Below are 22005 nucleotides of genomic sequence, written 5' to 3'. Positions count from 1 at the left end.
TTCCCTCGTTCGAAACCTCATGGCAAACGGCGTCGCCTCAGCGCGGCCCTCTCACCGTTCTCATCCTGCTCAGCAGCAAGGAGGAACGGAAGAAGGATGGCGGTGAACGCCTCCGGATGGGAGTAGTTGATCCCGTGGGCTGCTCCCCCGATGACGGCGAGACGGCCATCAGGCAGGGAGCCGGCGAGGCTCACGACGAATGCGTGGGGGACGATGTAGTCACGCGTGCCCCAAACCACGAGCGTCGGCTGCGTCACCCGAAGCACCTTCTCCCCGATCCGATTGTCGACCATGCTTCGCAGGGTCAGCAGGTATCGCCTGATTCCGCCACGGGCATAATCGGTGAGCGCCACCCAGGCGAGCGACCAGCGCTCGAACGGCGCAATGGCGAAGAACCCGACAGCTTGCCGGATCAGGTTACGTACCTCCGGGTCAGGCGTGGGCCCCTGCAGCACGAGTCGGTCGACGAGCTGCGGATGTCGGAGGGCCAGTTCGACCAGGATCTCGCAGCCGAGCGAATTACCGACGAAGGCCGCTCGCCCCACCCCGTTTGCGTTCGTCCAGGCTGCCAGCGCATCGGCAAGTTCGCGCACCATGAGCGCCTGGCGGGGCTTATCGCTTAAGCCGAAGCCGGGAAGATCGGGTGCATAGACCCGGAAGTGAGGGGCGAGATGCCTTGCGAGCGGGACCATATAGCGGCTCGACATCCCAAGGCCGTGGACGAGGATCACGGGCAGGCGGTCATCCGGTACGGCGGCGACCGAGATCCGGGTGTGCATCGTTCTACCGTCGACGCAGATATGCCTCGCTGCGAGTAGGCCCAGCCGTGTTCTGGGCCTGAGGCCGGTGCGCCGTCGCGTCAAGAATTTGACCAGAGCCAGACCGGCCAGGATCCCGCCAGCCGTCACAAGGCTCAACCTCGAGACCACACGCTTCTTCCCGTTCAAGCCGGTTTCCTCCATCCGCAGGAAGCGGGCTTACGTCCGCATTCTCGCGGCGCAAATCATCTTGTGCGCCCAGGTTGGGACGACACTGACCGCTGAGCCCACCGCCAAGCTGCGGAGTTAGCGGCCCGGCCATCGCCATCACGCCCAGGCAATCCAACCCCGGAAGGCGAACCCAGCGTAGAAGAGGCTGACCCCGTCGAACCCGGCCTCTCGCAGGATCCCTTCTTCTTCCTCAGGCGTCAGGATCGGCAGGCGTTCGCTGATGCCTCGCAGCAGGTGATCGTCACGGAGGCTGCCGTCGCCACCCTGACGGAAGCGGCTGAGCGGATCGGAACCGTGGTCAAGCTGGTCACGACGATCGCCGGGCAGACCAATCTGCTGGCCCTGAACGCGACGATCGAGGCCGCCCGGGCCGGTGAGGCCGGCAAGGGCTTTGCCGTCGTTGCCAGCGAGGTCAAGGCGCTGGCGAACCAGACGAGCCGGGCCACGACGGAGACCGACGCGCAGATCAACGATGTGAAGGACGCAACGCGGGAGGTTGTCAGCCTGATCGCTGCGATTAAAGGGGCGATCGGTCAGATCGTCGACGCAACCGGGGACATGAAGGGGGCCATGGACGAACAGGGCCTCGCGACGCGGGAGATTGCCCAGAGCGTCCAGCGCGCAGCCGCATCGACGGTGCGGGCGTAGGGCAATATGGCGCATGTCACCGCCAAAGCCGAAGCGACCGGCCGCTCGACGGACACGGTGCTTCAGCGCGCGCGGGAACTTGCGTCCCGTTCGAACCAGTTCGCCCGTGACGTTCGCAGCTTCCTCGCCGCGGTCCAGCCGGCCGCGTAGTCAAGCGGCAGGCTCCTTCCCAGGCGCAGAGATGTCACCGACCGACAGCGCTTGCCACGGCGCTTCCGATCTGAGCCGCGAGCTGCGCATTCGCGACGCCGGCGGCCGGGGAGACGACAGAGACAGACTGGCCGAGCCGCGTCTTGGTGCGCTGGATCGCGCCGGGGCCGACGGTGAGAATGAGTTCGTGCGTGCGGATGCGGGACGTGTCGTAGAGTGACGATGTCGCGGTGCCGATGCGGATCAGGTTCCAGGTTGGCGTAACGCTCGCCCCCGTCGTGATGATGAACTTGTTGGTGTAGGTCGATGCGTCCGAGGCATTTGCTCCGGTCCCCGCCGCGATCGGAGGCCCGCTGCTATCTTCAGCGACACGGCTTGATGGATGGTATGCGATGACACGGGCGGCCGAGCTCAGCCATTCGCCGATACCGAGACCGGTCGCATCGATAAAGGGAGAGCTTCCCGTTGTCTTTTCGCCGAGTATGCGTGGTGAATTCTGCACACAGCCGCTCGAATTGTTATTCGGTATGGCAAGATCGCGAACTGCGTAATACGTATTGTACCGGTCAATTCTCTGATTTTGCAGAGTCAAGTTTCCGCCGACGCCCAGGGTGAAGCTCTGGGGGGTTGATGCCAGACCGATCCGAAAGCCAGTCAAGGCATTGTCGATGGGATCCTTGGTGATGACACCGGGCGTGAGGGCCATCTTTTCGTCGACCTGAAGTGTGAGCTGCATCAGGATGCCCCACGAGTCGGGAAGATAGATGTCTTCAACGGTCGTGATATCCTCCCGCCCGGGGCCGTAGAGCCGCCTAGGGGCTTTAAGCTCCCTGGTCCGGGCAACGGCTCTCTTCAGCTCACAGAAGATCGCGTGCTTGACCTGAATCTCCATATGATACGTCGCCTCGGGATCGGTCGCACGGTCCCAGACTTCCGGCAGGGAGGCGGTTGTTATGCCGCATCCGCCAACCCAGCCTGCCAGCACTGTCACGCTGACCGCTTTGCTCAGAATCCTCATTCCGGCTCTCACGGTGCAGCTGTCACTTAACAGGAGTTGTGCGTAGAATTTTTTCGATCCTCGCCCTCGTCTTCGGCGTCGCGTCTTTTATCGTAATTGTATAATCTTGGCGGTTCGACAGGCTCTCTGACTGCTGCCGAACATACCCGACAGCACACTCTTCGTGTCCGCCGCCAAAATCAAGACAAGCGCCCCGACATGGAACGCCGTTACAGATGGTATCTTTTGCACTCGCAGCGCAGGAGATAGCAAGACCGCAGGCCAGTCCAAGGAATACCGTTTTTGCACTCATGTCTGCAGCCCCCCACGGATTCGACAGTGATTCGTCCGCCCGAAAAAACCTAATACAATTTCAGCCCACAGATATGTCTCTCAAAAATCACACTGTGTTATGTTCGATAATATTCACCCGTTCGAGCGGAGCACGTTTATTGGAAGGCCCCACTCCGGCCTGAGAAAAGAGTGTTTCTGGGATCGCACCGCCAGCGCCGGGTTCATGAGAGCGGCGCTCCGGGCAAAGCCCCGCGCGGCCGACGTCCCTCTCACAGGCCATCTCCGGGAGGTCTCGGGGTTAGGCGCGGTCGTCCTGCCGGGTACGCTACCGGCAACGCTCGCACCGGAGACAGGCCGGTCTTTGAAGCTGCTGTCCAAGTCCGTTTCGAAGGCCGAGGCGGGACGGGCATCCAGACACCGTCCCTCCCAGGGGCTTCCTGAACGCCAGAGAGCAAACCGCGAAGTGCTCTCTTGTGGCATGTGTAGCATGGCGAAAGGCGGAACTCCGGAGCGAACGCCCTCCCATGAACGCCATTGGGTCCTCTTCCCTCGATGGAATCTGTGAAAGAAACTGCAGCGACTGCCCCCTCCTTGCTCTGCGGAGGAGGGAGTTGCGAGAGGCTCGCGCAGTGACGCGGCAAGCTGACAAGCATATGGATGATCATACCCGACCGCCTCTCATGGGAACGTTCTATAGAGCCGCGCACGATTACATTGGATTGAGCTCCCAATTTTCCATGAGAGTGCTGATAAGTGCTTTCTGGCGAGCCTTAAGTGTTCTTGGACCCCAATCCTTCTGCGCCATAACCTGGCTGGTCAGAGCATAGGACGAAACACTTTTTGTCCCTGCAAAATACACGTCACATTTTTTGGCGAAATCATAATTCTGAGCAGAGGAATTTTTCTTCTTGTTGAGCGGAACGAGATTGGCAAGGCGGTGGACCCAGGCGTCCCGGTCGATCTCGTTTGGCCACCACTCAGCCCAAACGCTCCCGTCATCGACCGTTTGTGGGAGGACGTGTTCGATCGTCAGAATTTTTGGATCATAGGTCGCTGCGCCGTCCGAGATAAATGAATCCAGGCGCAAGATAAGATAGTTCCGTCGGCGCGGTGTCATGAGATAAATTTCACCATTGAGATGTTCTTTGAATAATTTGCACCATGATTTATCAAACTGAAGCTGTGACATGTCATCGGGCTCCAGATCCAGCTCGATTTCAGTGATAAGCTCTCCATAGGCATGAATGCGATCATTCACGTTGTACCCTGCAATGTGCATGAACGCAGCCAGGCGCTCGAGGAGCTGAAAAAACCGCGCGACACGTGGCGGCTTGTGTCGATATTTTTTGAGAAACAGCATCGCGGGTGGGACCCAATCGGCATTGTCGATCCGGAGAAGCCAATTAATAAAGTAATTCACGTCCGCTGCGTGACTCGTCGCCTGATACGATGCGCCCCGAATGTCCATGAGCGCGTCAGCGAAGGGCTCAAGAATCTCGTCGATGAAAATGGTTAGACTGGACTGCTGCAAAAGGACGGCTGCTCGGAACTCCTCCAGCAACGAGCGTTTCGCTTTTTCCTTGGCGTAGATCATGCGGATGTGACTAAACAGATCATTGAATCCACCGCGGGTTAAACCAACCTCAATTTCCTCCCATTTGCTATTGTACTTGTCTTTCTCTGCCTTTCCGGAAATCTTTCCAATGATATCGGCCTTTATGATATCCGTGGGCTGAAGATCGAGGCCGCGGCTGTTCATCACCGAGAAGACACGAAATGCCGACGCCTGAGTCGGTGTTGAGACCGCAACCAGAAAACACCGCGTGAGGAGGAATTTTACGAACTCCTCGACGTCCTGGGGCGTGCCAAAGTGCTCGGCGATCCGGCTCTGAAGGTGGGCCGCGTTTGCTTTGATATTGCGTTGGGACTCATTCTCTAGAGAAAATGAGTCGAGTTCGGCAAGTTTTTCAAGGTTAAGGTTCTGAATATATTTTTCGAAAAAAGCTCTATCGCGATCCCGGAGGGACAGGCGAGGCTTGGCCTGAATACCCTCCATTTTTTTTCCAGCTTCGAGAATGTAGGATTTCAGCTCGTCCTTGTTGCCGCCGCCGTGCGCGCAGGCCAGGGCTGCGAGAAGGATCGTCAGTGTGGTGAGGCGTTGCTGACCATCGATGACCTCTGAGTGCGGCACGCCTTCGCTCTTGATCAGAACGATGCTGCCAAGAAAATATCCCTCTTCGCTTTCGGTCTGATGGAAATCTCTGAGATCGTCGAATAGCTCTGATGTCTGGTCAGTTCCCCAGGCGTAGGGCCGCTGATACGACGGAATCACAAACTCGAAGTCCGAGCTGAAGATTTTCGCCAGTGGATATTCTGCACCGCTGATTTTCTTGATCATCGGCTCTCCCTCTCACGTCACAGTGTTGACCAAACCTTGTATCCGACAGCGATAATTTAGCCAGGGATCCTAGTCGGGCTGCGCGCCCAAGGGCCGGCTGTGGCGATGACGAAGATCCGCAGGGCATCGAGGTTCGCGCCGGGGGGGGGGGGGGGGGGGGGGGGGGCAGCGGATGGCGGATATGATGCGCCCGGCCGCGGGCCATGTCGCCCACTCGGACACGAATGTGCCGCCGGAGAGGGGATTGGAGCGGTCCATCCCCGACGCGGTTTAGGGGGCGCTGGTGCAGACGGCCGCTCTGGGGCGGGGAGAGCTGGTGGCGTGCGGATCCTGGCTGGCAGGACATGACCGCGGCAACGAAGCACTGTCCAAGCCTGCAGGTCTCCTGCCGCGGGAGGTGGTCTTCGTCCGTGCATGAAGAGGCCGCCTATCTCAGGCGAAGACATGTACAGCTCTCAGGCCGAAAAGGCCGCTGCAGTCAAAGCAGCATGCCGTCCGGATGTGCCTTACCCGGCCTCCCCCTGTATAGCCCGGCAGCTCCAGCCCCCCCCCCTCCCGGCAGCCGAGCTGCGGCCCGATCCATGATCTGCTTCCCGTCCAGCGCGCACAACGGAGCCAACCGAGATCGAGGTTGGTCTAGACCTTCTGAACTCAATACAAGATCGCTGTTGATCTTGACAGCAAGATCGACAGCGATCCAGACCTCGCAGAGCAAATGACAGTTGCACCGTTTTTGGCTAGGCGGTGCGGGTGTAGGCCCTCCCGGAACGCGCAGCAGCCATACATGAACTGCTGCTCACCAGTGTGCCGAATCTACGATCCGCACGCCTATGTCCGTCACGCCAAGCTAATACCAGACCTCGATGAGCCCGACTCATCGAGGTCTGCCCACGCGACGGCACGGTGGTGGTCGTCCGCCGGACCTCACTAAGCCCGACCAAGAGTGGGGACGGTGAGAGTTGGTATAAGAGAGTGCAGCATCAAGCCAGGCTAAGAGCCCCTAACACAACGCGCTTTCGTTCCTGCTAAGTGATTGAAATTACAGGGGCGTTGGTGGTTTAGATAGGTGCTCTAAAGGCTGCTCATACAATCTGTCCTTACCGTCCCCGCCCTGGGAGATAAAAATTCTGGAAAGCTATATTCGATGAAGGAGCAGTTCAGTCACGCCGCCGCTCAAAGGTCTGTAGGTCGTAGAAGCGCTTGAACATATCCTTAAAGCCTCCATCCGGAACATACCTCAAGAGTCGATATTTTTCGACATAAGACTTTAAATCCCCGGAAATTTCTGCGTCCATCGCGTTCAAGCCAATAATGGAAAGCGAATTGCTGCTAATCTGCGCCCGCAGGATATTCCCGTACAGAACTCTATCAGGCCCGTTCAAGGATTTACTCCTGTCGATCAGACGCAAAAGATTGTACATTGTTCGGAAATATACACCTATCAGAGCTTCGCTTTCGTTGTGAATGCTTTGGACGTACGCGCTGTTGACTTCATCTTCAGTCATCGATCCCGACCGAAGGCTGCGGCTGGAAATATGATCCCTAAATCGACGGATCAGGAGTTCCACTGCGGCGTCACCGCTAAGTATTCGGACTTCTCCCTGATGATTAATACCCAGCTCGACCTGAATTCCATCATAGCTTTGACGCAGCAACGTCAGCATATTGAAGAAAGTATTTTCGAAGGCCTGCTTTTCGACAACTGCACGGTCTTTTATTTGGGCAACTGCCGTCCAAATCACACCCACGAGAGCCAGTGCTGTGAATAAAGTATTGATCCCGCCGAACTGATCCCCGAATGCACCAGCAGTGGGGAAATCGATCCCTTTCTCACCAGGTGTCAAAGGAGACATGAATTCGATAATCTGCTGAATATAGCGCGGCCAGAGAAACCATATCGTTAATACAAGCACAAGGAGGATTATCAAACTAGAAGCGGCAGTAAGGGCAGATAGAAATCTAGAAAGACTGGGTCGGTCCATTACAAAACGGTCCAAAAACATTTTTACCCTTTTGAGATTTATCATTTTATCCATCTTCTCTGTCAATTCTTCTGCAGGTGCAGTGAAATGATGCCGAGTCTCTCTACACAGCTGCAAATTAACAACTCGAGAAATTCCAGTGCCAGCCCTGCGTGTTTTTGAGTCCCTATCTTGAATGATCAGCGGAGTGGGACATCATCCATGCCCTTATCGATGATCGCAGTACGCCCTACAGTCATCGATAGCCGGCAGTGCCGATGACCTGCCCAATGGTCCGGAGAAACCGCGTTCGTCGGTTCTGTCACCCGAGCCACTGGTCGGCCGGGAGGCGCGCATCAGCATAACTGGGGGCTGGCCGGAAGGGGTGGTTCGCGACAGCGGGAGTTCGCCCACGATGCCGGGGCGTGCATACGTAGGCAGGTGGGCAGCTCGCCGTCCGCGATGCGGCCTCTTCGGCAGTCGGGAAGGGTTGCGACTTCAGCGTAACCCAGCCAGGGCCCGGACAAGACTCAAAACCACACGCCGCGTCTCTGGAGTTTCGATTTGAGCATATGCGCGAACGAGCTCATCTGCGCCATCGAGACTCAGCAGGGAACTCAGCCCTGCCGTGATAGGCTCAGATTGGTCAGACTCGCCGAAGAAAGCCGTTATCGGGACCTCGAACTGGGCTGCGAGCTTGGCTAAGCGATCCGCGGTGATCCGGTTGGTTCCGTTTTCATATTTCTGGACCTGCTGGAACGTAACGCCGAGCACGAGGGCAATCGCCGATTGACTCAAACCTCGTGCTTTTCGCAAAACCACCATGCGTTCAGCAACGGCGCGATCCTCGTTCTCCGGCTGCCTCGGCATGGTCAGGTTCATCCTTTCGTTCCGAGGCGTATGGCAGGCCGCGTCGGCTCTACTACACCGCCCTATCGGGGTTCCTACTTCTCCGTGCCTCGCAGTCCTCTCGGCTTCGTTCTCTAAGCAGCTTCTCCGGTGAATAGTGGACGGGTCTGTCGAGATCGGAAGGTCCGATTATGCCGGTACGCGTCCAGCCCCATGCGGGAGCCAGCATTCATCGAGGCGGGCCCCGTCACTGATTCACGTCATCCCCGGGGACTCCATGCAACGGATGGTTCTGCCTCAGCGAGGAGAAACGGCAGAAGGACGGCGGTGAACGCCTCCGGATGCGAGTAGTTCATGCCGTGGGCTGCCCCAGGAATGACAGCCAGACGGCCATCCGGCAGCGAGCCGGCGAGGCTCACAGCGAACGCGTGGGGGACGATGTAGTCTCGCGTCCCCCAGACCACGAGCGTCGGCTGGGTAATCCGGAGAACCTTCTTGCCGATGCGATTGTCGACCATGCTTCGCAGGGTGAGAATGTAGCGCCTGATTCCGCCACGGGCATAGTCGATGAGCGCCACCCAGGCGAGCGACCAGCGCTCGAACGGCGCAATGGCAAAAAATCCGAGGATTTGCCGGATCAGGTTGCGTGGCTCCGGATCCGGCGTAGGTCCTTGCAGGACAAGCCGGGCGACGAGATCCGGATGCCGGAGAGCCAGTTCGACCAGCACCTCGCAGCCAAGGGAATTGCCGACAAAGGCTGCCCGCTGCACGCCGACTGCGTGCGTCCAGGCCGCCAGCGCATCGGCAAGTTCGCGGACCGTCAGCGCCCGGTCGGGCTTATCGCTCAAGCCGAAGCCAGGAAGGTCGGGGGCATAGACTCTGAAGTGCGGGGCGAGATGCCTCGCGAGAGGGACCATGTAGCGGCTCGACATCCCGAGTCCGTGAACGAGGATCACGGTCAGGCGCGCGTGGGGCACGGCAGAGACCGAGATCCGGGCGTGCATCGTTCTGCCGCCAACGCGAATACGCCCCGCCGCGAGCCGGCCCAGCCGTATGCCGGGCTTGCAGACAATGCGCTGCCGGGCCAGGGACTTGATCAGGGCCAAGCTGGCCAGGGTCCCGCAAGCCGTCACAAAGCCCCATTTCAGAAACACACGCATTGCTTCGCTGAAGCTAGTTTTTCCATCCGTGGAAGGGGCTCACGTCGGAATTCGTACACCAGCGCCCTCTCTTGTGCGCATAGGCTGGGGCAACCGCCGCCGGTTGAGAAGGCCCTATTGCAGCATCGCAGTAGCATGACCCGGTCGAGTTTCCGGATCACCTGCCTCGCTCCCAGATTCCGACGATCGTCCTTCGATCCGCAAACTGTCACTCCCGGTCCGTTGCAGGTCCGCTTCCGGGCTCCTGGGCATGGGCCAAAGGCCGGCCTTGTGTGGGTGCCGGCCTGTCTGCGGGAAGCAAAGTCAAAAATTTGGATCTTCTCTCGGATCGCGACGCATGACGGTTCAAAGCGCGAGGGGACAGATCAAAGGACCGCTTCGGTGACAGCGTCAGGTACATTCAGCGGGTCCGGCCCTTTCACCTTTCTCCACAATCCCCTGGACACCCGTTAAATGCTCCGCCGCACGCAGGGGGAGCGGCCGCGGACCTGTCCCACAGCGGTGCTCCCCTCGCGCTGAAGATCGGCAGGCCCCGATCTCACGAGAGCTGAACCGGCACCTGCATTCGTGCCGCCCCCCCCGGAATTTTGGAATCCCGAGAGCGGGGCCAGATGGCCGTCAACCTCATGACTCGGTTTGCTGGCCGAGCGACGTCTCGCTCCGGCGCTGCTCGAATGTCACTGGACAGTTCCCGACACGAAGACCGCGTTCTCCGCTAGCTCGGCTTTGCCGAGGATCCTACGCCCGCCGACCTTTTGCGTGGGAATCGTCAACGGCACAACGAGATCCATGGCTTTCTGGCTTGCGGTGAAGTCGCCCTTGAGTTCGGGGACAAACGGTGCCGCAGAGATGAGAAGCGGCTTCAAGAGGTTCAAGCCCTGGCAGGCAATTGTTCCGTTTACGCTCTTCAAGAGGATCTCCGTTGGCGACGGAGATACGCGAAAGGATACCTTCATGGGATCAATATGCACACTGAGCCGCGTGTTGCCATTGACCGTCTCGACCTTCGCTTTGGCAGTCAGCGGGATGGTATTGGACGGTACGCTGACGTTGACGCGCTGACGTTCGGTCCAGGGAGCCTGGCAAGCGAGATGCCCAACGATGTCGAGCGGGACGAACTTGAGCCCGACATCCAGCGCCCCAGCTCCGGAATTGTCGATGGAGACGTGGAGATCACGCAGCGTACTGGAAAGTGCCAAATCCTTGACGCAGGCCTGGACCTGCCCGCTCCCGGCATAGCTGCCGTCGATATTCGCGAATTTTCCCGAGCGGGCGAGACGCTTGAGCAGCTCCTTTCCCGTCTCGCAAAGTGCCTTCTGTCCGGACTTCTCCGTCTCGCACTGAAATTTCTCCTGCGATTTCAATCTTTCACAATCCGCCTTCCTCAGGGCGGCGTCGAGTTCATATGTTTTATTCTGGGCTACCTTGGACGCTTCACAGATCGGATCGTTGCCGTGTTGTATGCAGCCGCCTGAGGATATGACGCGGCCAAACACGCTCACCTTTGGCCTATACAGAATGCAGGCGGAGCAGTTGCGGTCATCGTGACTGACATTCACCGAACATTCGCGGGTCGGCGTGCAATCCCTGGTTGGGGTGCAGTCCACTGAGTTCTCATCCGGAAATTTGATCGTCTGGGAGAACGCTTTTCTACCGAAGTCGGCGTTGGCCCGCACGCACAGCGAAGCCTGACGGAAAACGTCGTTGACCGCGTACGAGAGGATGTCGTTTCGCGCCGCGACCCAGCCCCCCGAGGGCCAATCGTCCCTGCCAAAATTCGTGACGTAGATCTGACGGACCGCCGCTGATATCGCGTCGGCTCGCGGTTCGATCGCCGGTCCATCCAGCTTGAGCGGCTCCGCGTTCGCGGGGAGCAGCAGGGCAAGACCGACGACACGGTCTGGGTAGATCGACCAGGAGACGCGGTCAATTTTTAGCGGAGCTGTCACAGCATTGGCCTTGACGGCAACCTCGCCCCGAACGTCGTCTTTCAGATGGATGATGGTCGACGGATCGTACTTGTCGCCATAGGTGCTCGGAATATCGGCTTCCATGATCGGTTGCCGCGCTATGATTCCTGAGACATTGTCCGCGTAGGTGTTGAGTATCGATGCGAGAGCTTTGGCAGCTGCCGTGGCATCCACGCGGTTGCCAAGTTTGACCGAATCGACCGACAGTGTCTTGAAGGCGGGCAGCAGCGTGAACCGAATGGAACCGGGCGTCGATGGCTCCGCCCTGACCTGCGTCGTCACTCCAGCGTACACGATCACCGATCCGGTGATATCAGCCTCCGGCAACTGGTCGGTCGCCGGGAAAACCTTATGAAATTTGAGGCCGATCCTGACGAGCTGATCCTCCCCCTTCAAGTCCAATTCGGTTATGCCTACGGCCTTCGCCGCCCCGTCGAGCAGAACAGCCGACAACGACGGAAAGTCCACGCCGAAAGCGATGTTTGCCGCTTTAAGTGCAGCGAGCGATTCAGCTGCTGACCGGACCGCCAACTCCCGTTGGCGGCCGACGTCGACAGGTGGCAAAAGATTGTTGACGAGCTCGGCCAGGCGATCTCCGCATCCCGACAATGTCACCGCGGCAAACAACAGTGCCAATGCCTGGAATAGGCTGATCCTTTTGCGCTTCATAGGCAGCCCAACTCAATGGAGGCAGACCGGCACGCCCGCCTTGATTTTCGAGTTTATTCATCTGATCGGCATTCACGCAAGTCAGTTGTGCCCTTCGGCGCACGGTTGAAAGTTCCGGCCTGGGTCTGTCCGCTCTGCCAAGGTCTGCCTCAGCGGTTCCAGGCGACCCCTTGAGCCTCCGCGGATCGGCGAGGCGACGCCTGAGAAGGACTGGCTTGTACGGACCACCGTTTCCATCGGTGGATGTCGTGGCCGCACCAGCCGGACTTCGGGCGTGATGGCAACATAAGCTGCACCGGCCATGTCTTCTCTGGCGAGCGCACGGCGCGCGTCGCGAGACCGTGTCATCCGCACCCGCATGGGCTTGGAATGAGCGTCATCCTATTCGATACGATCCTCGAGCGCCGGTTTGCGAACCGGACGGGTATCATACCGCCCTGCCCATCTTTTCCCGGAGTTCACCGTTCCCATGCCGAGCAAACGCGCATCGCTTTGGGATTCGATCCCAGCCGCCGTCCGCCTGCAGCTGGTTCCGATCCTCACGACGCTTGCTCTCGTGAAGGTTGGGAATTCCACGGCGGAGCTCCTGACACGCCTCCGCGAGGGAAAGCTGTTCTGCAAAATGCCGGACGGCACCATCCCACCCACGTGCATCCCGAACGCGGTGGCCATCACAGACCTTCAGGGTGTTCTCCTGCTGCTGAACTTCGTCGTCATACTTTGGTTCACGCGCCTTGGCCTGAAAGAGGCGCTGAAGAAGTCTGGGGACGTAAAAACAGACGCGAAACTGATCGGACTCGGGACCGCTTTCGCCACAGGTCTAGAATTATTTGATTACGCAACAAAGACAGGTTATCCGGAGCGCTTGGTCTTCACACTCCTCGTCTTATTATTCGTTTTCGTGGTTCCGTTTTTTCTGATTAAGGGCTCGGTCCGGTCGGACCTTTCGGGAGAGCGCGATCAGGGCCGGTGGGCGGCGGAGCAAGCGCTGGCATCGTTCGAGCTCCTGATCTACGCGGTCGTTCCCTGCGTCCTCGCCGCTCTCGTTGGCTCGCTTTACTATGTGGTCTTGAACGAAGGGATCGTCCTCCGGGAGCCGCCCCTGATCCCATCGTTCGTTGACACCGTGCGCGGCGGGAGCGGACGTGCCGAGTTCTGGGGATTCAATCCCGGCATGCTGGGCGTCTGCTGGCTTCCAGCGGTCACAATCTTCGCCGTCTGGGGCACACCCCCCTTCGGCGATCACACGCTCAGCCTGGACCGGGCCGGCAGGATCCTGGTTCTCGCCGCCACGACGGCGATCTGCGTTCTGCTGGGTGTGTTCCTCATTGGCTCCAGCAGCATCATTCCGAGACCTGAGGCTATCGGTGCCTGGCACCTGATCGGTGTGAAGGCCCTGCTGGCGACGGCCGTCCTTGCCGCCTTCCTCACGGCCTTCGCTGCCTCGCGCGCACTGCGTCGCCTTCCGGCCACGCCGGCCATGCTGCTTCAGGCGGTGCTTTTCGCCGCCGCGGGGGCGGCGGTGGGGCTCCTTGTCGTCGGGTTGAGGATCTCTCTTGCCGACGGAGCCAAACATGCTGAAATCCTGATCGCGATGCATGCTTGGGGTTTCGCTTTGTCCCTTCTGGCGGGACGGCTCGGGCTTGCCATAATCGAAAGACGATTCTCAGCGCTTCAGCCTGTGCTCGGGCAGGCATCGGAACCGGTTCCGTCCCCGAGGGCGCATGAGAGTGAGGTATTTGGCTTTGAGCCGTGGACAGGATCGCATCCACCCGCTTCTAAGCACAAGGATCTCCGCGATTAACAAGAAAAACTTGCGATTTTTCCAGCGCAACTTCTCAGCGCTGGCTTCAATCAGACACCTCGATCAATTTATAAATCTCGGCACAAAGTTGGGGTCTTTAAATGACGGGGTTGGTCGTGGGTGCGAAGTGTCCTCTCTTCAGCCTCACCAGACCTTTGAAAGGGTAAGCCGATCTGATGTTCAGCCTACCGGAAATTGCGGGATCGAACCCTGATGACGGGCGCGCGGTCTTCCTGCTCATCCGGAGAAGTCAGGCGATCTTCAAGGATTGGACTACCCCGCACCGGTGTCGGCTCACGACCGCGTTGATCGGGGCTGCCGCCGTGTCGGCCCTCATCACCGCGCCCCGTGGGCAGCTGACCAATGTCGATCTCGCCGGTCCGGCGTAGCCAGGGGCTGAGATCGGTCAATTGCTCTGCAGTGACGTGGAGAACCTGCCCCTGTCGCTGGATCCGGCCCCGGACCGACATCAGGCTCGACGAAAGCACGAGGGTTCGCTGCCGCTCGAACACCTGCGGCCAGACGATGAGATTGGCGATCCCGGTCTCGTCTTCCAGAGTGATGAACATCACGCCTTTTGCCGAACCGGGCTTCTGGCGGATGAGCACTAGGCCCGCCACCGCAATGCGGCGGCCATCACGGATTCTGAAAAGATCGCCACAGCGCACGTGCCCCCGCTTCCCGAGGTCGTCGCGCAGGAAGGTGAGCGGATGCGCCCGCAGGGACAGCGCCGTGCTGCGATAGTCCTCCGCGACCTCACGGCCGGCGGTCATCGGGGTCAGCGCCACGGGGGTCTCCTCGAATTCCGCCCTCAGTAGGCCCTCGCGGGCGTCGGCGGCGGCGAACAGGGGGAGCGGCGCATCCCGCAGGGCCCGGATTGCCCAGAGGGCGTCGCGTCGCCCGAGTCCGAGGGAGGGCTGGAATGCATCGGCAACGGCGAGCCGGCGTAGCGCCATCGTTGGGACCGCCGCGCGCCGCCACACCTCGTCAACGGTGGCGTAGGGCTCGTGATGCCTGGCCAGGACGATGCGGGCTCCGTCACGGTTGGACAGGCCGCGCACCATGCGGAACCCGAGTCGGACCGCGAAGTATGCGCCGCGCGTCGGCTCCAGGGTGCAATCCCAGGCCGAGCGGTTCACGTCGATCGGTCGGATCTCGACGCCATGGTCGCGCGCGTCACGGACGAGTTGGGCGACGGCATAAAAGCCCATCGGCTGGGCGTTGAGGATGGCGCAGCAGAAGACGTCGGGGTGCCGGCATTTCATCCACGATGAGGCGTAGGCGATGAGCGCGAACGAGGCCGCGTGGCTTTCGGGGAAGCCGTAGGAGCCGAAGCCCTCGAGCTGCAGGAACGTGTGCTCAGCAAACTCCGGGGCGTAGCCGTGGTCGATCATGCCGCCGATGAGCTTGTCGCGAAACCGGTTGACGCCGCCGGTGAACTTGAAGGTCGCCATCGCCCGGCGAAGCTGGTCGGCTTCTGAGGGCGTGAAGCCGGCGGCGACGATCGCCACCTGCATCGCCTGCTCCTGGAAGAGTGGCACGCCCAACGTCTTGCCGAGCACGCGTTCGAGTTCCGGCGTCGGATAGCGGACGGCCTCCCGCCCCTCGCGGCGGCGCAGGTAGGGGTGGACCATGTCGCCCTGGATCGGCCCGGGGCGGACGATGGCGACCTGGATGACGAGATCGTAGAACGTCCGCGGCTTCATGCGCGGTAGCATCGCCATCTGCGCCCGGCTCTCGATCTGGAAGACGCCGACCGTGTCGGCCCGCCGGATCATCGCGTAGGTGACCGGATCCTCGGCGGGGATGCTGGCAAGGTCGTGCCGCTCGTCCTTGTGTTCGGCGAGGAGATCGAAGGCACGGCGCATGCAGCCGAGCATGCCAAGGCCGAGGACATCAACCTTCATGAACTTGAGGGCGTCAACATCGTCCTTGTCCCATTCGATCACCTGGCGGTCGGCCATCGAGGCCGGTTCGATGGGCACGAGTTCGTCGAGGCGGTTCTGGGTCAGGACGAAGCCGCCGGGATGCTGCGACAGGTGGCGCGGTGTCCCCATCAGGTCGCGGGCGAGGTCGAGGGTCATCCGCAGGCGGCGGTCCGCAAGGTTGAGGTTGAGCGCCGCCGCCTGCTCGTCGGTGACCCCGTCCTGCGACCAGCCCCAGACAAGACCAGTCAGGGCCCCGGTCACGTCCTCGGGGATGCCCAGCACCTTGCCGACCTCGCGCACCGCACCGCGGGCGCGGTAGCGGATCACGGTGGCGCACAGCGCCGCCCGGTCGCGACCGTAGGTCTCGTAGACCCACTGGATCACCTCCTCCCGGCGCTCATGCTCGAAATCGACATCGATGTCGGGGGGCTCGCGCCGCTCCTCGGAGATGAAGCGCTCGAACAGAAGGCCCTGGCGGACCGGGTCGATGCTGGTGATGCCGAGGACGAAGCAGACGGCGGAGTTCGCGGCGCTGCCCCGGCCCTGGCACAAGATACCCCGGGAGCGGGCGAACCGAACGATGGCATTCACGGTGAGGAAGTACGGGGCATATGCGAACCGCTCGATCAGCGTGAGTTCGTGGCGCAGCTGCAGCGCGACCCTGTCGGGGATGCCGTCGGCATAGCGGCTGCGGGCTCCGGTCCAGGTGAGATCCTCCAGGGTTTCCTGGGCCGTCCGCGACGGGTCTTCCCGCTCGTCCGGGTATTGGTAGGTGAGCTCGTCGAGGGAGAAGCGGCAGCGCCCGACGATCTCGAGGGTTCGTGCGACGGCCCCGGGGTGACGGGTGAACAGTCGGAGGGTCTCGGCGGGTGGCTTGAGATGGCGGTCGGCATGCTGCTCGAGGCGAAGGCCAGCGGCGTCGATGGTGCAGCCCTCGCGGATGCAGGTCACGACGTCCTGTAGCAGGCGGCGGCTCTCGACATGGTAGAGTACGTCCCCGGTGGCGACGGTCGGGATGTTCGCGGCCCTGGCGATTTCGGCGATCCGGTCGAGGCGAAGGTGATCGTTTTGGGCGAACCGGCGGGTCAGGGCGCAGTAGAGCCGGTCGTCGAAGACCGCTCGCAACCGTTTGAGGTCGGGTGCGACGCTGGCGGGGTCTGGCGCATCGATTAAGGCGATGGCGACGAGGCCGCCGCTCCAGGCGAAGATGTCTTCGAGGACGAGACGGCAGGCCCCCTTGCCGCCGGCGCGTTTGCCGATGGTGAGCAGGCGGCAAAGCCGGGCATAGGCGGTGCGATCGGTCGGATAGATCAGTAGCGGCGGCCCATCCTCGGGATCGAGCCGACAGCCGACCACCATCCGCGTGCTCGTGGTCCGCGCCGCCGCATGGGCGCGCACCACCCCGGCGAGCGAACCGCGATCGGTGATGCCGAGCGCCGGCATTCCGAGGAGGGCGGCGGCCGCGAACAGCTCTTCCGGCGAGGACGCCCCGCGCAGGAACGAGAAGTGGGTCGTGACCTGGAGCTCGGCGTAGCTCATCCGAACCGGCTTTCGCTCATCCGAGAAGGCGTTCGAATCATCCGAAAATGCCTTGGAGCCACCAGCGTGGGCCCTCGGTCATCGGCGCATCGCGGAACACCCAGTACCGGCCGCCGACGTCGGTCTCGACGCGGTAGTAATCGCGCATCGATGAGACCTCGGCCTCCGAGATCCACCACTCGCCACGTACTCGTTCCGGCCCATCGGCCCGCACCACCCGGTGCCGAACCTGCCCCCAGACAAAGAAGGCCGGGGGCGCGTCGGGCAGGAGCGCAGTCGCGGTGATGCGTTGCGGCGGGTCGAACAGCGTGACCGGTCGCTCCAACGTGCTCGGCCAAGTCAAACCGGTTTTTGGGGCCAGCGGCGGGGCCCGGCGGACGCTGCGCTCCGGGATGCGGCTCTCGACCGGGACGACCCTGAACAGCTCCCGGAGGCCACGTCGCGAGGCGAGGCGATCGATGAGGACCGCAAGATCCGGCTCCGTCCTGCCGACCCCACCAAGCCCCTCGGCCTGAACCGCGTCGAGCGTCTCGGTGATCGCGGCCGTCAGGGTCGCTTCGTCGATGCCGAAGCCGGGATCGACCCCAGCGAGCCGGGCACAGAGCAGGCGCGCGAGATGGATACCATCGCGTGTCGCCGCCGCCGTGCCGATGCAGACCGCCTGGATCCCGCCGTCGACACGCCGGAACCCGAGATCGAGCCGGCGCACGCCGAGGCCGTGCCGAGCCAAGTCCTGCATCAGCGCAAGGGTGAGATCGGTCGCCACCCGTTCCAAGGTCGAGGGAGCCGAGATCGGCTCCGCGAACTTTCGGGTCGTGGCGACGAGGTCGGGGCGCTCGCTCCACACCAGCGGCTCGGGCTCATGTCCGAGGGCCTGATCGAAGTGATGCATCACGTTTCGTCCCAAACGCAGGCTCAAGGCACCGCGCGGCAGCGCCGCGAGTTGGGCAATCCGTTCGATCCCAAGTTCGTGCAGGGCCTCGACGGTCTCTACGGGAAGCCGGAGTGCGCGGACCGGCAGGCTGGCGATGGCCGACGACATCTGCCCCGGGGCAACGATCGGTGTAGTACCCCGTGGAGCAAAGCGGGCCACGGCCCAGGCCGTGCCGGGCGTATCAGCGACTGCGAGGCGGACGGCACAGCCCCCGCCCCGCAGTCTCGCGGCGAGCGAGCGCAGCAAGGCCGCCTCACCGCCGAATAGGTGGGATGAGCCAGCCACATCGATCCAAAGGCCGTCCGGGGGATCCGGTGCGACGAGCGGCGCGCACCACAGGCACCATAGCGCCAGCCGCTCGAGCGCCTCGGCGTCCTCGTCGGGACGGGCATCGACGACGGCGAGATCCGGGACCAGCGCCTGGGCATGGGTCAGCGTCATGCCCGCGCGCAGGCCGGCCTCTCGCGCGGCCCGGCAGACACTCGCGATTACGCGTGTGGCTCCCTCGCGCCTCACGGTCACGAGCGGACTATCCCGCGGCGGCGCGGTCGAACTCCGCTTGCGGACGCGATCCGTCGGCCAAGTCGGCAGCCAGAGCGAGATGACCCGTCTCATCGCAGGCCTCGAGTTGCCATCGACACGCTTCGGTCCCGGCTGGCGCGCCGCGGCAGCGCAGGAGTTCGACCTGCCAGCGTCCTCGCGCCAGCCCAGGCGATGCCAGCGCTCGCGAGGACAGCGCGCTCAGCCGCCAGCGCGTGGCGGCGGCACTCGCCGTCTCGCTGGCTTCGGCCTTTCGGCTCGACCGCCGGAGCAGGAAGACGGGCACAGCGGTTTCCTCGGCCGCGAGCTGCAGCCGCCGCGACGCCGTGAGCGAAAGATGCACGATGTCCCCGACGACCCCAGCGAGACCGGGAAATCGCACCCCCTCCTCGATCAGCGGCATCAGATCGGCTTCGCGATAGGTCTCGGCATAGAGAACGCGATCGGGATGCAGGCCCGCCCTGGCGAGACCCGGTGCGAACAGGTCGCGCGATGACAGGCACCACAGGACCGAGCCTGGGAGCCGCGCCAGGATGCCGGCGGTGAACAGGATGCAGGCCGCCGTATGTTCGTGCGCCGGTCCGCCCGGAACGATCTCGTGCAAAGCCCCGAGACGGAGGCCGCCGCCGGGCAGATGCCGATCGATCGTAGGGATACCGAACGGCAGTGGCCGGAGTATCGACGAGGCAGATCGCGGCCCACGCTCGAGGCCCGCGATCGCGCCGCGGAGCTGTTCCAGGATCGGGCCGTGATGGGACGTCGTCATTCACGTTGCAACACCGGACCAGCTACGTTTGTTCATGTTATGTTCTGTCCGGCGAACGCCCACAAGCCACAAGGTCGGTCACGCGTTCGTTCACGTTATCCACAGGCCGCCTGCCGGTCGGCAGCCATGCAAAAACGTGCCTCAATGACGACGGAGTGAAGAGACAGCCTACCGACGCAACCGATGAATGAACGCAGCGGAATGCTTTAGGCCTGGAGACGATCCGCAAGGCCGCCGGTGACCGGCACTGCGCCAACGGAAACGTTGAGAACTCGAGGCTGGCGATCCGCGAACCTTGCTCCACCGGCGTCGGTTGGTGATGGGCGTTGGTCGGAAAAGGGCTGACCCAACCAGCCAACCGTACGGAGACGGACATGAGAGTAGGATTCATCGGCCTTGGGCAGATGGGCAGTGCCATCGCAGCGAACCTGTTGAAGGCCGGGCACGATCTGACCGTCTGGAACCGGTCCGCTGATAAGGCGAAGGATTTGGTCGCGGCCGGCGCGCACCTTGCCACCAGTCCCGCCGAGGCGGCTCAGGGCGAGGTCGTCATGAGCATGCTCTCCGACGACGCGGCCGTCGAAGCCGTTGTCTACGGGGAGAACGGCATCCTCGGCGCGCCAGCCTTGCACGTCTCGCACAGCACGATCGGCATTCCGCTGGTGGAACGCTTGGCGAAAGACCACGCCGCGCGGTCCGGGTTCGTGTCCGCACCGGTCTTTGGCCGGCCGGCCGCGGCGCAGGCCGCGAAGCTCTTCGTCGTGGCCGCGGGAGAGAACGAGGCCATTGATCGATGCGCGCCGCTGTTCGAGGCCATCGGCCAGCGCACGTTCCGGGTGGGTACGTCGCCATCTGCGGCGAGCCTCGTGAAGCTCGGCGGCAACTTCATGATCATGGCCGCCGTCGAGGCGATGGCGGAGGCGATGACCCTGGTGGAGGCCGGGGGCGTCGACCGCCGCGCCATGCTCGAAGTTCTGACCGGGACTATCTTCAACGCGCCCGTCTACGGCCTCTATGGCGAGTTGCTCGTCGAGGACCGGTTCCGGCCGGCCGGCTTCGCTGCGCCCCTGGGGCTGAAAGATATGAACCTCGTTGATGCGGCGGCGACGGCATCCCAGGTGCCGATGCCGGTGCTCGGCGTGGTTCGGGATCATCTTCGTTCGACGATCGCAAGCCATGGGCCGGATGTCGATTGGGCCGGTATCGCCCTGGCAGTTCGGCAAGCCGCAGGAAAGGCTTAGAGCGCTTAACAGAAAGGCACCGTAAGCGTCGATGTGCGTTGCTGTGGCTTGGCCAGCGCGCTTCGTCCCAACGAACCTTGGAATGAGATCGCTCCGCTGCTCCCGCCGCCCCGGCCGCGTCCGATGGGTGGGTGTCGTCCGATCGAGAATCGGGCCACATTCACGGGTATCCGGGTCGCGCTGCGCTCAGAGCTGCCGTGGGAAATGCTGCCGGCCGAGATGGGCTGCGGTTCCGTCATGAGTTGCTGGCGTCGGCTGCCGGATTGGCAGGCGGCGGGTATGCGGAGCCACCTGCATCACATGTGGCTGGAGCGCCTGCTCGCAGCAGGTGCGATTGATTGGAGCCGGGCTTTCCTGGACAGCGCCTCTGTCCCAGCCAAATGTATGGCCCGCCCCGTCCGCAAGTGGCTGATGATCCGCTGGACTGAGCAGTCTGCATAAACGTATCCGGCCTTCCGGCGAGCCGTTGGCCAAGATGGAGATCCGCGCGTCCTGGGCCTCATAAAGGGGTCGGCGTCGAGCGCCATTTTACGCCAGAGGCTTCCAGAACACCGACCGACTGTTAGGCCATCTTCCTCTCACCACACGCAGACATTGGAAGCACGCCTCCATCGCCATCACACAGGCCGGCAGCGTCGCGCCGAAGGCGATCACCGTCTCGCGCCGCATCCGGCGGTGCAGCACGACCCGACCGGTCGCGTCCAGCCCGACGAGACTGCAGCTGTTCTTGCCCAGATCGATCCCCAGCACCGCGATCGTCATCGTTCCGCTCCATCCCTCGTCTCGGCTACCCTGCAAGCCTAGCAGTGCAGCCCGGTGAGGGGCGGGCCATCCATAAAGGGGGGCCTGTCACCGGCCCGAACCCAACGAGCCGAGGCAAGCCAGGGAACAAGCGTCATCTCGTCACCGACACACGTGGCACGCCGCTCGGCTTCTGCCTGCGTGGGGCCAACCGGCACGAGAACGTGATGATGGCAGAGGCCCTCGATACCATCTCGTCCCTGCACAAAGGTCAGCCTGGACGACCGCCACGCTGTCAGAACAGGCTGGACGCCGACAAGCCCTTGACGTGACTGGCTGGCTTTGGACCGGGCTGATTGAGAGGATCAGCCAGGACCGAAGGAGCTGGACATGCGGCGAGGTCAGAAGACGGGTGCGGAGCAGGTGG

Annotated in this window: 13 protein-coding genes and 4 pseudogenes; 5 read left to right on the top strand and 12 right to left on the bottom strand. The window is 62.1% G+C overall.

Going from position 1 to position 22005, the window contains the following annotated elements; all coding sequences use genetic code 11:
* Positions 1 to 17: 17 nt before the first annotated feature.
* Together ASF27_RS20810 and ASF27_RS23330 are read right to left on the bottom strand one after the other, a co-directional pair.
* Positions 18 to 779 (bottom strand): alpha/beta hydrolase, encoded by a 762-nt coding sequence (locus tag ASF27_RS20810; protein WP_244481083.1) that lies wholly within the window; start codon positions 777 to 779, stop codon positions 18 to 20.
* Positions 780 to 1085: 306 nt separating this feature from the next.
* Positions 1086 to 1214, bottom strand: a pseudogene (locus tag ASF27_RS23330) (methyltransferase); the annotation flags it as partial.
* A gap of 9 nt (positions 1215 to 1223) precedes the next feature.
* Here ASF27_RS23330 and ASF27_RS20805 point away from each other — a divergent pair.
* A complete protein-coding gene (locus ASF27_RS20805; RefSeq protein WP_056363210.1) occupies positions 1224 to 1637 on the top strand; it encodes a methyl-accepting chemotaxis protein in 414 nt (137 codons plus the stop codon).
* 184 nt (positions 1638 to 1821) lie between these two features.
* Here ASF27_RS20805 and ASF27_RS20800 read toward each other — a convergent pair whose 3' ends face one another.
* From ASF27_RS20800 to ASF27_RS20770, 6 genes are all read right to left on the bottom strand, one after another.
* Positions 1822 to 2805 carry a hypothetical protein gene (locus ASF27_RS20800; protein ID WP_156467598.1) on the bottom strand — a complete coding sequence of 328 codons (984 nt, stop codon included), beginning with the start codon at positions 2803 to 2805 and terminating at the stop codon, positions 1822 to 1824.
* Positions 2806 to 3787: 982 nt separating this feature from the next.
* The gene (locus ASF27_RS20795) at positions 3788 to 5476 is read right to left on the bottom strand and encodes a DUF262 domain-containing protein (RefSeq protein WP_056363203.1); all 1689 of its coding nucleotides are present in this window, start codon (positions 5474 to 5476) and stop codon (positions 3788 to 3790) included.
* Positions 5477 to 6633: 1157 nt separating this feature from the next.
* Positions 6634 to 7503: a putative phage abortive infection protein gene (locus tag ASF27_RS21915; protein WP_162238663.1), complete on the bottom strand. Its 870-nt coding sequence runs from the start codon at positions 7501 to 7503 to the stop codon at positions 6634 to 6636.
* A gap of 432 nt (positions 7504 to 7935) precedes the next feature.
* A complete protein-coding gene (locus ASF27_RS20780; RefSeq protein WP_056363193.1) occupies positions 7936 to 8319 on the bottom strand; it encodes a helix-turn-helix transcriptional regulator in 384 nt (127 codons plus the stop codon).
* Positions 8320 to 8546: 227 nt separating this feature from the next.
* Positions 8547 to 9446 carry an alpha/beta hydrolase gene (locus tag ASF27_RS20775; RefSeq protein WP_244481082.1) on the bottom strand — a complete coding sequence of 300 codons (900 nt, stop codon included), beginning with the start codon at positions 9444 to 9446 and terminating at the stop codon, positions 8547 to 8549.
* A 677-nt stretch (positions 9447 to 10123) separates the two neighbouring features.
* Positions 10124 to 12085, bottom strand: a complete 1962-nt coding sequence (locus ASF27_RS20770; protein WP_056363189.1) for a hypothetical protein — start codon at positions 12083 to 12085, stop codon at positions 10124 to 10126.
* Between the two features lie 469 nt (positions 12086 to 12554).
* Here ASF27_RS20770 and ASF27_RS20765 point away from each other — a divergent pair, with 469 nt between their 5' ends.
* Positions 12555 to 13889: a hypothetical protein gene (locus ASF27_RS20765; protein ID WP_056363186.1), complete on the top strand. Its 1335-nt coding sequence runs from the start codon at positions 12555 to 12557 to the stop codon at positions 13887 to 13889.
* A gap of 185 nt (positions 13890 to 14074) precedes the next feature.
* On the opposite strand, the gene ASF27_RS20760 is transcribed toward ASF27_RS20765, so the two are convergent.
* Genes ASF27_RS20760 through ASF27_RS20750 form a run of 3 tightly spaced genes read right to left on the bottom strand, consistent with a single transcriptional unit; the run spans position 14075 to position 19596 of the window.
* Positions 14075 to 17356, bottom strand: coding sequence for an error-prone DNA polymerase (locus tag ASF27_RS20760; RefSeq protein ID WP_056363183.1), 3282 nt, complete (start codon positions 17354 to 17356; stop codon positions 14075 to 14077).
* A 37-nt stretch (positions 17357 to 17393) separates the two neighbouring features.
* The gene (locus ASF27_RS20755; RefSeq protein ID WP_200918896.1) at positions 17394 to 18905 is read right to left on the bottom strand and encodes a DNA polymerase Y family protein; all 1512 of its coding nucleotides are present in this window, start codon (positions 18903 to 18905) and stop codon (positions 17394 to 17396) included.
* Positions 18820 to 19596 carry a hypothetical protein gene (locus tag ASF27_RS20750; protein WP_056363178.1) on the bottom strand — a complete coding sequence of 259 codons (777 nt, stop codon included), beginning with the start codon at positions 19594 to 19596 and terminating at the stop codon, positions 18820 to 18822. Before ASF27_RS20750 ends, ASF27_RS20755 begins: the two co-directional genes overlap by 86 nt.
* 374 nt (positions 19597 to 19970) lie before the next feature.
* On the opposite strand from ASF27_RS20750, the gene ASF27_RS20745 reads away from it, so the two are divergent.
* The gene (locus tag ASF27_RS20745) at positions 19971 to 20837 is read left to right on the top strand and encodes an NAD(P)-dependent oxidoreductase (RefSeq protein WP_056363174.1); all 867 of its coding nucleotides are present in this window, start codon (positions 19971 to 19973) and stop codon (positions 20835 to 20837) included.
* Positions 20838 to 20885: 48 nt separating this feature from the next.
* Positions 20886 to 21218 (top strand): annotated as a pseudogene (locus ASF27_RS20740) (transposase); the annotation flags it as partial.
* A 219-nt stretch (positions 21219 to 21437) separates the two neighbouring features.
* Here the strand turns inward: ASF27_RS20740 and ASF27_RS20735 are convergent.
* A pseudogene (locus ASF27_RS20735) lies at positions 21438 to 21599 on the bottom strand (IS110 family transposase); the annotation flags it as partial.
* An 89-nt stretch (positions 21600 to 21688) separates the two neighbouring features.
* Between ASF27_RS20735 and ASF27_RS23325 the strand changes: the two are divergent.
* Positions 21689 to 21898, top strand: a pseudogene (locus ASF27_RS23325) (IS5/IS1182 family transposase); the annotation flags it as partial.
* Between the last annotated feature and the right edge of the window lie 107 nt (positions 21899 to 22005).

This window comes from Methylobacterium sp. Leaf102 (assembly GCF_001422425.1).
Classification (GTDB): Bacteria; Pseudomonadota; Alphaproteobacteria; order Rhizobiales; family Beijerinckiaceae; genus Methylobacterium.
Note: the sequence above shows the minus strand (reverse complement) of the source record. Positions and strands in the feature narration are given on the sequence as shown.